Origin of the sequence: Streptomyces sp. SM11, assembly GCF_002910905.1 — a bacterium.
GTDB lineage: Bacteria > Actinomycetota > Actinomycetes > Streptomycetales > Streptomycetaceae > Streptomyces.
Window position 1 is genome coordinate 15,321 of sequence record NZ_NEUE01000115.1, and the last position, 12,591, is coordinate 27,911.

Below are 12,591 nucleotides of genomic sequence, written 5' to 3' on the forward strand. Positions count from 1 at the left end.
TGGTCCGGGGCCGTCCGGCTGTCTCAGGCCTGCCGCGCCGCCGGGGCCTGCGTGCCCACGGGCTCGACCGGCTCGACCGGCTCGCCGTATCCGTCGTGGCTCTCGTCCTCCAGGCTCGGCAGCCGCGAGAGGCCGCGCGGGGTACGCCAGTTGCGCTCGCCCAGGAGCAGCATCACGGAGGGCAGCAGCACCATCCGTACGACGGTGGCGTCCAGCAGCACCGCGACGGCTAGGCCGACGCCCATCTGCTGCATGTCCTGCATGGACAGGGTCCCGAACACCGCGAACACCGCCACCATGATCGCCGCGGCTCCGGTGACCGCCCCGGCCGTGCGGCGGATGCCGGTCTCGATCGCGGCCCGGTTGTCCAGGCCGCCGCCGTGCGCCTCGCGGATCCGGGAGACGACGAACACGTGGTAGTCCATGGACAGGCCGAACAGGACGACGAGGACGAACAGCGGCATCCACGCCTCGATCGCTCCGACCCCCTCCGATCCGATGAGGGAGGCGCCCCAACCGTGCTGGAAGACGGCGGTCATCACCCCGTAGGAGGCGGCCACCGAGAGCAGGTTGAGGGCGATGGACGTCACGGCGATGACGTAGCTGCGGAAGCAGAACAGCATCAGCAGGAAGGTGACCGCCGTGATGAAGGCGAAGACCGGGACGATGCCGCGCCGCAGCTGGTCGTTGAAGTCGACGGAGCCCGCGGTCTCGCCGGTGACGTGGGCCTTCGCCCCGGTGCCGTCGAACGCGGCGGGCAGGCTCGTCTCGCGCAGTTCGGTGAGGTCGGCGGTGCCTCCCGGGAGGGGGATCTCGATCTCGGCGACGTTCTTGTCCCGGTGGACGGTGACGTCCTCGAAGCCGTCGAGGGCCTCGGTGACCTCCGGGGCGGTGATGTCGGGCGCGGTGATGACGACGAGGGCGGGGGCGGGGCCGCCGGGGAAGCTGTCGGTGATGCGGGTGTGGGCGATGGAGAGCTGCGAGTCGGATCCGAACTGCTTTTCCAGGCCGAGGGATTCGGTCTTCATGCCGAGGGCGGGCGCGGCGAGGGCGAGCAGCAGGACGACGGCGGTGACGGCGAAGGCGCGGGGCCGGGCGAGGACGGGGCCCAGCACCCGGCCGACGATGCGGCCGCTGCCGGCCCGGCCCTGCTTGGCGCGGCGGTTCAGCAGCGGGATGCGGCCCGCGTCGATGCGGTCGCCGAGCCAGGAGAGCAGGGCGGGCAGGACGGTGACGGAGCCGAGCATGGCGATGAACACGACGATGATCGTGGCGAGCGCGAAGCCCTTGAACAGCAGGAGCCCGGAGAGGAACATGCCGCCCATCGCGACCATCACGGTGAGGCCGGAGACGAGGACCGCCCGGCCGCTGGTGGCGGCCGCGATGCGCAGGGAGGTCTCGGCGTCCCGTCCGGCGGCGCGTTCGTCGCGTTCGCGGCACAGGTAGAAGAGGCAGTAGTCGACGCCGACGGCGAAGCCCATCAGGAACATCACGGAGTACGTGGTCTGGAACAGGTGCAGTTGGTGGCTGGCGATCGAGAGCAGGCCGAAGGCGGCCATGCACGCGGTGAGGGCGAGCCCGACCGGGAGCAGAGCGGCGACCACGGTACCGAAGGCGACGAGGAGGATGCCGAGGGCCAGCGGTACGGCGGTGAACTCGGCCTTCTTGAAGTCCTCGGCCAGCAGGTCGCCGAGCCACTTGCCCGCGCTGGCCTCGCCGAACTGGTGGATCTCGGTGTCCGGGTGGTCCTTGCCCACGGCGGCGACCGCGTCCAGGACGGGCTGGATCCGGTTGGAGGAGGTGGCGGCCTCGCCCTTCATCTCGAAGGTGATCAGGGCGTCCTCGCCGTCCTCGGAGGCGACGGGCGGGGCGATGTTCTGTGCCTCGCCGGTCTCCCGTACGGCGGTGGCGAGGGCTTCGGCGGCCGGCTTCCAGTCGCCCGCGGCGGGGGCGGAGACCATGACGAGTTCGCCCGCGGGCTTGTCGAGTCCGGCGTCGAGGAGGATCTGCTCGGCGCGGGCGGACTCGCCGGCGCCGTTCTCCGCGTTGGTCATCTCGACCATGCCGGTGGCCCCGCCGATGCCCGTGGCGAGCACGACGAAGAGCAGCCAGCCGAGAATGGCCGTCTTGCGGTGGTGTGTGCTCCGCACGCCGATGCGTGCGGCGAGGTTGCGCCTCATATGGTCTCTCCCCCAGAGGTAAGCGTCGGGTAAGCACTTCGGGACCCTTCGAATCTAGGAACGGGACGCGGTCCGCCCCAGCCGTCGAAGCCTCCGGTCACGGAGGCGTAGGGGGCGGATGCGGGGGTGGTGCCAGGTACGCCCCCTCCGGGTGGCGGACCGGCTGACGCGGCGGGGTGGGCCCGGGTGAGACTGGCCGCGGACCGGGAACCAGCCCGGGTCCGGTGAGGGGAGAGGGACCACGATGAAGGTGTTCTCGGGACGACTGCGGCCGGCGGTGCTGGCGGCGGGGCGCGGACTGCTCCTGTCGGTGGCCGGTCTGGCGGCGTCCATCACGCTGTTCGTGCTCGCGGTGCTCTCGATCGCCTTCATCCTGCTGGGCATCGGCGTGTTCACCACTCCGGTGGTGCTGAATGCGGTCCGCAAGCACGCCAACCAGCGGCGACTGTGGGCGGTGACCTGGTCGGACGTACGGATTCCGGTTCCGTACCGGCCTCTGCCGAAGGATCTGCGGTCCGGCGTCACCGGTCAGGTGGAGCGCACCACGCTGCTGCTGAAGGACCCGGCGACCTGGCGGGACCTGCAGTGGCTGCTGATCGACATGACGGCCGGCACCGTGGTGGCGTTCCTGGCCGCGGGGCTGATGATCTACCCGGTCGAGGGGCTCGTCCTGGCGGCGGGCCTGTGGCGCGTGTTCCGCGACGACCCGTACTGGTACGGGTTCGTACCGGTGGACAGCCAGCTGACCGGGCTCGCCGCGCTGGCACTGGGGATCGCGCTCTTCCGCCTCGGGATGCGGGTCTCCGAGCCGCTGCTGCGGGCGCACTTCCTGCTCGCCCGGACACTGCTCGCACCCACCCAGGACCAGGAGCTGGAGCAGCGTGTCCAGCGGCTGACCGAGACCCGGCACGAGGCCGTGGACACCGCCGCCTCCGAGCTGCGCCGCATCGAGCGGGACCTGCACGACGGGGCGCAGGCCCGGCTGGTCGCGATGGGCATGAACCTGGGCACGATCGAGGCGCTGATCGAGAAGGACCCGGCGCAGGCGAAGAAGATGCTGGCGATGGCCCGGGAGTCGTCGGCGGAGGCGCTGACCGAGCTCCGCGATCTGGTCCGGGGCATCCATCCGCCGGTCCTCGCGGAGCGGGGCCTCGGCGACGCGGTCAAGGCGCTGACTCTGCGGCTGCCGGTCGCCTCCGAGGTGACGGTGGAGCTGCCGGGGCGGGCGGAGGCCCCGGTGGAGTCGGCGGCGTACTTCGCGGTCAGCGAGGCCCTGACGAACACGGTGAAGCACGCGGAGGCCGAACGGATCCATGTGGACCTGCACCACGCGGAGGGGATGCTCCGGATCTCCGTGACGGACGACGGCCGGGGCGGTGCGGTGATCGGATCGGGCTCGGGCCTGAGCGGAATCGAACGACGACTGGGTACATTCGACGGCGTACTGGCCGTCAGCAGTCCCGCAGGCGGTCCCACCATGGTGACCATGGAGATTCCTTGCGAGTTGTCCTAGCCGAAGATCTCTTCCTACTGCGCGACGGCCTGGTGCGCATGCTGGAGGCGTACGACTTCGAGATCGCCGCGGCTGTGGAGACCGGGCCCGAACTGACCAAGGCCCTCGCCGAGTTGGAGCCGGACGTCGCCGTTGTCGACGTCCGGCTCCCGCCGTCTCACACGGACGAGGGCCTCCAGTGCGCCCTGGCCGCCCGCCGGGCCCGGCCGGGGCTTCCGGTGCTGGTACTCTCGCAGCACGTGGAGCAGCTGTACGCACGGGAGTTGCTGGCGGACGGCGCCGGCGGCATCGGCTATCTGCTGAAGGACCGGGTCTTCGACGCGGACCAGTTCGTCGACGCGGTACGGCGGGTGGCGGCGGGCGGCACGGCGATGGACCCGCAGGTCATCTCCCAGCTGCTGTCGCGCCGTTCGCAGGACAAGCCGATGGGCGGCCTCACCCCGCGCGAGCGGGAGGTGATGGAGCTGGTGGCCCAGGGCCGCTCGAACGCCGCCATCGCCTCGCAGCTGGTGATCACGGAGCGGGCGGTGGCCAAGCACACGTCGAACATCTTCGGGAAGCTCGGCCTGCCCCCGTCGGACGACGACAACCGCCGGGTACTGGCGGTGCTGGCGTATCTGGACCACGGCTGATCCACGGGCCCCGGCGAGACACGGGGCTCCGCTCAGCCCGTGAACCAGCCCGCCGCGTCCAGCCGGAACGCGCCTCCGGGGGCCATCGCGCGCAGGTCCCGCTCCAGGGCGGCCAGCCGCTCCTCGCCGAGCGTCCGGGCCCATTCCGCACGCAGCCGGTCGAAGCCCTCGGCGGACCGGGCCAGCAGGTCGAGGCCGTGCGGGGTGAGACGGATCAGGGTGCGCCGGCCGTCGGCGGGGTCCGGGGCGCGCTCCACGTAGTGGAGCGCCTCCAGCTTCTCGACGGTTTTCCCGGCGGCCTGCTTGGAGACCCCGAGCCGTCGCCCGATCTCACCGATGGCCGCGCCGTCGCGTCCCACCGCCTGGAGGGCGAAGCCGTACGCGGGCCGGGTCCCGGGGTGTCCGTGCTCGGCCAGGTCCCGGTGCAGGGCGTCGATGATCGAGCGGAAGCCGGCGAAGAGGAGCAGCGGCAGCTCGAAACCATTGCGCGACTCGACAACCTGGTTTACCTTTTTTTCGTCAACCATGTTGTCGATCCTATCTGCGTGAGAGGTTCGTCGTGCCCTTTCCCGACCACACACCCGAGACCGCCCCGTCCGGTTCACGGCGCGCCATGGAGACGGTGACGGAGCGGCTGGGCTACCGGCCCGCCGCCATCGCCCGGCTCGCCACCTCGCCCCACACCCTGGACGGATTCCTGAAGATCAGCGCGATCTTCGAGGCGTGCACCCTGGACCCGCTCTCCCGCGAGGTCCTGATCATGACGATGGCCACCCGCAACGGCTGTCACCTCTGCGTCGCGATGCACACAGCGAAGCTGACCGCCCTGGACGCCGACCCGGCGCTGATCTCCGCCCTGCGCGACCGCGACCGCACAGGAGCCCCGCTGCCGGACGAACGCCTGGAAGCCGTAAGGCTGTTCACGCTGGAGGTGCTCGCCTCGGCAGGGGCGGTGGACGACGCGGCCCTGCGGGACTTCCTGGCGTACGGCTACACGGAACAGAACGCCCTCGAAGTGGTCCTGGGCATCGGCGCGTACACCCTGTCGACCCTGGCCAACCGGCTCACGGCGGCGCCGGTGGACGCCCCATTGGCCGCCTTCGCCTGAGAGCCGGTGGTTCGGGTCGCTTTCCGGCTGGAGCTTCCCACGAATGGGCCGGAGGTCTGAACGGGGCGCGGGGCCCCCGCGTATGGAACGTCACGCTTCTCCCTCGAAGCAGAGGAGTCCCATGCGACGCACATCGCGCAAGAAACGTTCCACACTGGCCAGCCGGGCCATTGCCGCCTCCGCCGCCCTGTTCCTGGGAGGCGGTGGGCTGGTCGCGGTCAATGTCTATGCCTCCGCGGGAGAAGGGCCGTCCGGCTCTCCGCCCACACGGACGCAGAACGCCGGGCGCCAGATGTCCACCATCGACTGCCCCGAAGCCGTGAACGGACTGGCCGAGGTGCCGGACCGGGCACGCCGTGAGGTCGACCGTGAACTCGCGGCGATGGACACCCAGATCACCGACGCCTACCGGCAGTTCGCGGACCGGAAGGAGCAGCTGGCGCGGGATCCCGGGCTGGCGGAGAACGCCGTCCTCGGGCCGTTGCGCAGCAAGCGGGCGGCGAGCCTCGACCGCATCGGCATCGCGATCGGGCGAGTGGGTGAGCGGCCGGCGGGGCTGGAGAGCCTCGCCGGGTGCAGCCTGCGCGCCGACGACAGCCGCCCCGGAAACGGCGACGGCGACGGCGACGGCGACGGCGACGGCGACGGCGACGGCGGTCAGGATGACGGCCAACGGCAGGACCAGGGCCGGAACGGAGGGCCGGGGCAGGACCCCGGCCCGGGCGAAGGCCCCGGGCAGGGCCAGGGCGGCAACGGGCCCCAGGCCTCCGACTTCGTCGATATCCGGTCCGTCCAGCCCAACGTCGACCGGCCCCGTCAGCGCCGCGGCGCGTCCCGCGGCATCTTCACCACCGACTGCGGCCGTAATGAGAACGGGAAGTTCAACCCGGACAACGTCATCGTCGCGCCCGGCGTGAGCAACGGCGCGCACCATATGCACGATTACATCGGCAACCAGGCCAACGACGCCTTCGCGAGCGACGACGATCTGGCGGACGGCGCGACCACCTGCCGCAACCAGGGCGACCGGTCGACCTACTACTGGCCCGTCCTGCGCCTGCAGAACGGGCAGGACGAGAACGACGTGGACGCCGACGGCGGCGGCCGGGACCAGAACGTCGGGGAGATCCAGACGCCGTCCGAGGTGACACTGAAGTTCGTCGGCTCGCCCGTCGGCAGGGTCACCGCGATGCCGCGCTTCCTGCGGATCATCACCGGCGACGCGAAGGCGTTCACCAACGGCGACGCCAATGCCAACGCCTCGTGGAGCTGCACCGGATTCGAGGACCGCCGACTGACGGACAAGTACCCGATCTGCCCCGAGGGCAGTCAGGTGGTGCGTACGTTCGCCTTCCAGAACTGCTGGGACGGGCAGAACACCGACAGCGCCAACCACCGCACCCATGTGGCGTTCGCCCAGGACGACGGGCGGTGCCCCAACGGGTTCCGGGCGGTGCCGCAGCTGGTGCAGCGCATCGTCTACGACGTTCCGCCGGGGCCGGGCTTCGCCGTCGACTCCTTCCCCGAGCAGTTGCACAAGCCCATCACCGATCACGGTGACTTCATCAACGTCTTCGACGACAGGCTGATGAAGAAGATGGTGCGGTGCATCAACGACGGCCGCCGCTGCCGCTGACGCGGCGCGTGCGGCCCCCGTGAACCTGCGCGGTCAGCTCCCGTGGTGACCGGAGTGCCCGTCCTCGCTCCCCCCTCCGCCACTGTCCCCCGAGTGGTGAGGCGAGGCGGTCTCCACCGTCCCCCCGAGCCGGCCGCGCAGCGCCGCGACCACGGCCGGATCACCGACGGCCACCCACTGCCGTCCGACGAGGTACGAGCCGCCGTAGTCGTTGGCCTCGTTGATCCACTCTCGCTGCCCGCGGTCGGTGGCGAAGGTGGTCAGGATGTAACGCCCGTCGTCCGTTTCACAGTTGGCCTGCCGGAGCTCGGCCGCGTCGGTCTGCACATTCGGGTCGCAGCCGGCCTTCTTCGCCAGCTGCTCCAGCGTGCCCGTCGCGGCCGGCGGCGGCGTGGGCCGCTCCCGGCCGTCGCCGTCGCCGTCGTCGGCCGGTTCCGTGCTGCACCCGGCCAGGAGCAGCAGCCCCGCCAGGACGGCCGCGACGGCACCGCCGAGCCGTGCGCATCGCCATTCCGGTTGTGTCGCCATCGGCCCATCCTGCACCCGGGCACGGGCTCAGGGGTGCGCTACGGCAAGACTCACGACATAGGCCTCTTCGACCTCGCCGTCCGGGAACAGGGCGGTCAGCAGGGCCCGTTCGCGGTCGAAGTAGTCGCGGACCTCCACCGGATCGCCGATCAGGAAGTCGGAGTGGGTGGCCATGTTGGCGATATGGGCGTCGATCGGCACGCGGCGGCTCCACGCCACCTGCCGGGTACGGAAGTCGAGCCCGTCGGGCAGCTGGGCCCGGAAGCGGGCCCGGTGGGACGGGACGGCGGGTATCTCCACCCCGAGGAAGACCCGCGTCCGGTCCTCCTGGTCGACCAGCCACTCCACGGTCCGGTCGCTGTCGTTCCACCACAGGGCGAGCGCCCCGCCCGGCCGCAGCACCCGCCGGACCTCGGGAACCGAGCGGGCGGGGTCGGTCCAGTGCCACGACTGGGCGTACGTGATCAGGTCCATGGAGCCGGTCCGCAGCGGCAGGCCGTTCCCGTCGCCCCGGACCAGGGAGACGTCCGGCAGGCTCCGGCGGAACTGCCCGGCCATCCCGTCGCCCGGCTCCACCGCGGTGATCCGGGCCCCGCGCTCGTACAGCCGGGCCGTGCCGAGTCCGGTACCCGCCCCGACGTCCGCGACCCGGGCTCCGGCGAGCGACCGTCCGGCCAGGTCCTCGACGGCGTCGAACAGAGCGGGCGGGTAGGTGGGACGGTGCGCGTCGTAGGCGGCGGCGATCGCGTCGAAGGATCGGGCCCGCACAGGTTTCGTCATACAAGCAATCATCGCGGGGGCCTGGCGGAGCGGCACGGAAATCTCTGCACGCCTCTGGTCCCCCCGCATACCCGTCAGTACATTGACACCATGTCTAACACGCAGCCAGCGGCGGTCGCGTCGGAGCGGACGCCCCTCAAGGCCCGCAAGGTGTCCTTCGCCTGGGAGAAGACGCCCCTGCACTGGGTGCCGGGCGACCCGTTCACCACGCACACCATCAATGTGCTCCACCTGCTGCTCCCGGCCGGCGAGCGCTGGTTCATCCACGTCTACCGGCAGATACTCCCGTACATCCATGACGACCGACTGCGCGAGGACGTCATCGGGTTCATCGGGCAGGAGGCGGTGCACTCGCAGGCCCACGACGATGTACTGCCGCATCTGCGGGAGTTGGGCCTCGACCCGACCCCGTACACCGCGCAGGTCGACTGGTTCTTCGAGAAGCTGCTCGGGGACCGGACCCTGCCGCCGGGGCGGGCGTCGAAGTGGTGGCTGATGGAGCGGGTGGCGACGATCGCGGCGATCGAGCACTACACCGCGTTCCTCGGCGACTGGATCCTCAACGCCGAGGCGCTGGACCGCCGGGGCGCGGATCCGACCATGCTCGATCTGCTGCGCTGGCACGGGGCGGAGGAGGTCGAGCACCGGTCGGTGGCCTTCGACGTCTTCATGCACGTGGACGGCGGCTACCGGCGGCGGCTGCGCACCTGGGCGGCGGCGTTCTCCGCGCTGGTGTTCCTCTGGCAGCGCGGTACCCGCTTCTTCATGGAGAACGACCCCACCCTGCTGGACGGCAAGGCCTCCTTCAAGGCGTTCCACGCGAGCGGGCGGCAGGGCACGCTGCCCAGCACAGGCGCGATGCTGCGGTCCATACCCAGCTACCTCAGCCGCTCATACCACCCCTCGCAGGAGGGCAGTACGGCCCAGGCCGTCGAGTACCTCGCCCACTCGCCCGCGGCGCTCGCCGCCGAGGCTCGCACGACGGGAGGGTCCTGACCCATGGCCCTGCCCCGCCCGCGTACCGTCCTGCTCGTCTCCGGCGCCGCCCTGCTCACCCGGCGGGCCCTCAACCGCCGGATCGCCCGGTCCCCGCTGTGGCCGCTGCCCGCCCTGCCCGAGCCGGTATCGGGCCACTCGAAGCGGCGGGCGACGGCGGTCCGCCGACTGCTGATCACCGGGCGGACCGTGGTCGCCGACGGTGTCGTCCAGCTCCGCCTCGAGGGCGCCGGCCTGCCGCGCTGGGAGCCGGGGGCCCATCTGGACCTGGTGCTGCCGTCCGGTCTGGTCCGGCAGTACTCGCTGTGCGGCGACCCGGAGGACACCGGTGCGTACACCGTGGCGACCCGGCTGGTGGAGGACGGCCGGGGAGGTTCGCTGGAGGTGCACGAACAGCTCCACGAGGGCCTGGAGATCGAGGTGCGCGGGCCGCGCAACCGTTTCCCGCTGGCCGAGGCCAGGGGTTACGTCTTCGTCGTCGGCGGCATCGGGATCACCCCGGTCCTGCCGATGCTGCGGTCGCTGGCCGCGTCGGGGGCCGAGTGGCGGCTGCTGTACGGGGGCCGGTCGCGGGGATCGATGCCGTTCCTGGACGAGATCGAGAAGCTCGGCGCCGACGGAGGCCGGGTCACGGTGGTCGCGCAGGACGAGGCGGGGCACCCGGACGTCGCGGCGGCGCTGACCGGGCTCACCCCGGGCACGGCGGTCTACTGCTGTGGCCCCGGGCCCCTGATGGACGCCGTCGCCGCCGCGCTCCCCGAGGGGTTCCCCCTGTACCTGGAGCGGTTCTCGGCCGCGCCGGGGGATGCGGCGGGATCCGGGGCCGGGCCGTTCGAGGTGGAGCTGCGGCGCAGCGGGCGCACGGTGCCGGTCGCGGCCGGGCAGTCGGTACTGGCCGCCGTCCGCGCGGAGCTGCCCCATGTCGCGTACTCCTGCGAGCAGGGGTTCTGCGGGACCTGCCAACAGCGGGTCCTGGAGGGCGAGATCGACCACCGGGACGAGCTGCTGACCGACGACGAGCGGGGCGACTCGATGCTGATCTGCGTCTCGCGCTGCCGGGGCGGCCGTCTCGTCCTGGACCTGTAGAGGCTCCGGCCGGCGCCCCGGATAGGCTGTTCGCATGACGACCTGGGTGCGGCGCAGGATGGGCGTCGACGAGCGCAGGCAGCAACTGATCGGCGTCGCGCTGGACTTGTTCAGCCGCCGCTCGCCCGAGGAGGTGTCGATCGACGAGATCGCCGCCGCCGCGGGGATCTCCCGTCCGCTGGTCTACCACTACTTCCCCGGGAAGCAGAGCCTGTACGAGGCGGCGCTGCGACGGGCCGCCGACGAGCTGGCGGCCCGCTTCCTGGAGCCCCTCGAAGGGCCTCTGGGGGCACGGCTGCTGCGGGTGATGGGGCGGTTCTTCGACTTCGTCGACGAGCACGGTCCCGGCTTCTCGGCGCTGATGCGCGGTGGGCCCGCGGCCGGCTCCTCGACGGCGAACGCCATGATCGACGGGGTGCGGCAGGCCGCGTACGAGCAGATCATCGCGCACCTCGGGGTGAGCGAACCGCCCGCCCGGCTGGAGCTGGTGGTCCGCTCCTGGGTCTCGCTCGCCGAGTCGACAGCACTGATCTGGCTGGACGGGCGGCGCATTCCGCGCGCCGAGCTGGAGATGCAGCTGGTGCACGACTTCGCGGCGCTCGCCGCCGTCAGCGCCGCGTACGACCAGGAGATGGCAGGCATCGTGCTGCGGGTGCTGGCCCAGGAGCCGGTGGACGGTCCGTTCGGGGAACTGCTGGCCCGGCTCTCGGCGCTCGCCCCGGATGCGCCCGCCGTTCCGGCGCGGCGTCTGCCGCGCTGATCCCCCGAGCCCTCAGGCGGGGAGGCCGTTGCGGTGGGAGACGCGGCGGGCGGCGGCCAGCAGGGCGTGGATCTGCGGGCCCGCCTGGTCGATCTCGGTGACCGGGCGGGGGAACGGCAGCGTGACGTCCTCGTGGGTGCGGGGGTATTCGAGCCGCAGGGTCACCCCGTAGCGGTCCATCGCCAGCGGCACAGCCCGGGCCATGCCGCGCTCCGGGCGGGGGTGTACCAGGCGCAGGAGCAGCGGGACGAGCTCGGCGTGGTCGTCCACCAGATGGGTGAGCATGCCCGCCTCGCACGCGGCGATCGGGTCGGTCTCCACCTCCTCCAGCTCCTCCAGGGTGACGAAGGTGCGCCCCTCGGCGTCCTCCAGGACGGCCTGCCCGAACTCCATGCAGGTGCTCTGCCCGGTGTCGTTGCCGTACGGGGCGGCCAGCAGCCCGGTGACCGTGACGCGGGCGCGCAGCCGGTCGCGTACGGGGGTGGGGGCGATGTCCGTGAACTCCAGGCGGGCCGGGACGCGTCGGGTGCTCGGCGCGTGGCTTCCGTCGTTCGGGGCGTGCAGGTGGATGTGGCCCATCGCGCCCGTGCCGTCGAGGCGGCGGACTTCGGTGTGCAGTCCGTCGCTGACCACTGTCATGGAGTGGGCGACGGCCAGGATCGACCGGACGCGCTCGGCGCGGGTCGGCTGCGTGGCGCGGGGGCGGGAAAGCCGCATCCGAGTTCTCCAGGAAGGATTGACGGAGCCCAAGCGGTTACTTAGGTATGCCTAACCTTACTCACAATGCCCGTGTGCGGGTAGCCCGGGGACACGACGGGCGGTTCACGAGCCGCCGCGCCCCCCGTTACCTTTTCTGTGGCCCCGAAATGGGGCGCCTGGCCCCCGGGTCCGGTATGGCTGTGTGCCCCCTGTCGGAGGGATGACCTGGGGGGTGTTGCCGCCGGGCTTCGGGGCACCGCTTGACCGCTGATGAGGGGCCTGACGACCGCCTGGCCCGGCGCAACGCCGGGCCGCTTCAGGGACGGGATGTCTGCGTAACGTGGTTGCCGGCGTGTGGTGCCGCAGGGACGGCCAGGATCGGACACGAGTGCACGTCGAGGGGGCACGCGAGCATGGTCGACACCGTCGGCATAGATCTGTTCCTCGGCCTTGACCTGGGCAAGGAGTTCCACCACGCCCATGGTCTGACCGGGCAGGGCAAGACCGTCCACGACAAGAGACTGCCCAACACCGAGTCCCGGCTGCGGGAGTTGTCCGACAAGCTCAATGCCAAGTTCGGCACCGTCCTGGTGATCGTGGACCAGGTCGCCAACATCGGCGCGCTGCCGCTGACCGTGGCCCGCGCCACCGGCTGCCGGGTCGCCTACCTGCC

Annotated in this window: 13 protein-coding genes; 8 read left to right on the forward strand and 5 right to left on the reverse strand. The window is 71.6% G+C overall.

All coding sequences use genetic code 11. From position 1 onward, the window contains the following. Window positions 1–23: 23 nt before the first annotated feature. Complete coding sequence (locus B9S58_RS08180) at window positions 24–2,180, reverse strand: MMPL family transporter (RefSeq protein ID WP_181009232.1); 2,157 nt, start codon at window positions 2,178–2,180, stop codon at window positions 24–26. Between the two features lie 244 nt (window positions 2,181–2,424). Between B9S58_RS08180 and B9S58_RS08185 the strand changes: the two genes are divergently transcribed. Together B9S58_RS08185 and B9S58_RS08190 are read left to right on the forward strand one after the other, a co-directional pair. After that, window positions 2,425–3,693 carry a sensor histidine kinase gene (locus tag B9S58_RS08185; RefSeq protein ID WP_103531444.1) on the forward strand — a complete coding sequence of 423 codons (1,269 nt, stop codon included), beginning with the start codon at window positions 2,425–2,427 and terminating at the stop codon, window positions 3,691–3,693. Further along, window positions 3,678–4,325 carry a response regulator transcription factor gene (locus B9S58_RS08190; RefSeq protein WP_103531445.1) on the forward strand — a complete coding sequence of 216 codons (648 nt, stop codon included), beginning with the start codon at window positions 3,678–3,680 and terminating at the stop codon, window positions 4,323–4,325. Before B9S58_RS08185 ends, B9S58_RS08190 begins: the two co-directional genes overlap by 16 nt. A gap of 32 nt (window positions 4,326–4,357) precedes the next feature. Here B9S58_RS08190 and B9S58_RS08195 read toward each other — a convergent pair whose 3' ends face one another. Further along, complete coding sequence (locus tag B9S58_RS08195) at window positions 4,358–4,852, reverse strand: MarR family winged helix-turn-helix transcriptional regulator (protein ID WP_103531446.1); 495 nt, start codon at window positions 4,850–4,852, stop codon at window positions 4,358–4,360. 86 nt (window positions 4,853–4,938) lie between these two features. Here B9S58_RS08195 and B9S58_RS08200 point away from each other — a divergent pair, with 86 nt between their 5' ends. Together B9S58_RS08200 and B9S58_RS08205 are read left to right on the forward strand one after the other, a co-directional pair. Then, window positions 4,939–5,433, forward strand: a complete 495-nt coding sequence (locus B9S58_RS08200) for a carboxymuconolactone decarboxylase family protein (RefSeq protein ID WP_107494933.1) — start codon at window positions 4,939–4,941, stop codon at window positions 5,431–5,433. A gap of 121 nt (window positions 5,434–5,554) precedes the next feature. Beyond that, on the forward strand, window positions 5,555–7,069 hold the full coding sequence (locus B9S58_RS08205) for a DUF1996 domain-containing protein (RefSeq protein ID WP_103531448.1): 1,515 nt from the start codon (window positions 5,555–5,557) through the stop codon (window positions 7,067–7,069). Window positions 7,070–7,102: 33 nt separating this feature from the next. On the opposite strand, the gene B9S58_RS08210 is transcribed toward B9S58_RS08205, so the two are convergent. Together B9S58_RS08210 and B9S58_RS08215 are read right to left on the reverse strand one after the other, a co-directional pair. Further along, a complete protein-coding gene (locus tag B9S58_RS08210; protein ID WP_103531449.1) occupies window positions 7,103–7,597 on the reverse strand; it encodes a hypothetical protein in 495 nt (164 codons plus the stop codon). A 27-nt stretch (window positions 7,598–7,624) separates the two neighbouring features. After that, on the reverse strand, window positions 7,625–8,377 hold the full coding sequence (locus tag B9S58_RS08215; protein WP_103531450.1) for a class I SAM-dependent methyltransferase: 753 nt from the start codon (window positions 8,375–8,377) through the stop codon (window positions 7,625–7,627). A 90-nt stretch (window positions 8,378–8,467) separates the two neighbouring features. Between B9S58_RS08215 and B9S58_RS08220 the strand changes: the two genes are divergently transcribed. Genes B9S58_RS08220 through B9S58_RS08230 form a run of 3 tightly spaced genes read left to right on the forward strand, consistent with a single transcriptional unit; the run spans window position 8,468 to window position 11,219 of the window. Further along, a complete protein-coding gene (locus B9S58_RS08220) occupies window positions 8,468–9,373 on the forward strand; it encodes a metal-dependent hydrolase (RefSeq protein ID WP_103531451.1) in 906 nt (301 codons plus the stop codon). Window positions 9,374–9,376: 3 nt separating this feature from the next. Continuing rightward, window positions 9,377–10,459, forward strand: coding sequence for a PDR/VanB family oxidoreductase (locus tag B9S58_RS08225; protein ID WP_103531452.1), 1,083 nt, complete (start codon window positions 9,377–9,379; stop codon window positions 10,457–10,459). Window positions 10,460–10,493: 34 nt separating this feature from the next. Continuing rightward, window positions 10,494–11,219: a TetR/AcrR family transcriptional regulator gene (locus B9S58_RS08230; RefSeq protein ID WP_103531453.1), complete on the forward strand. Its 726-nt coding sequence runs from the start codon at window positions 10,494–10,496 to the stop codon at window positions 11,217–11,219. A 12-nt stretch (window positions 11,220–11,231) separates the two neighbouring features. On the opposite strand, the gene B9S58_RS08235 is transcribed toward B9S58_RS08230, so the two are convergent. Continuing rightward, on the reverse strand, window positions 11,232–11,936 hold the full coding sequence (locus tag B9S58_RS08235) for a DUF2470 domain-containing protein (RefSeq protein ID WP_103531454.1): 705 nt from the start codon (window positions 11,934–11,936) through the stop codon (window positions 11,232–11,234). Between the two features lie 395 nt (window positions 11,937–12,331). On the opposite strand from B9S58_RS08235, the gene B9S58_RS08240 reads away from it, so the two are divergent. Next, the coding region (locus tag B9S58_RS08240; protein ID WP_146063481.1) for a transposase at window positions 12,332–12,591 on the forward strand (260 nt) is incomplete at its 3' end.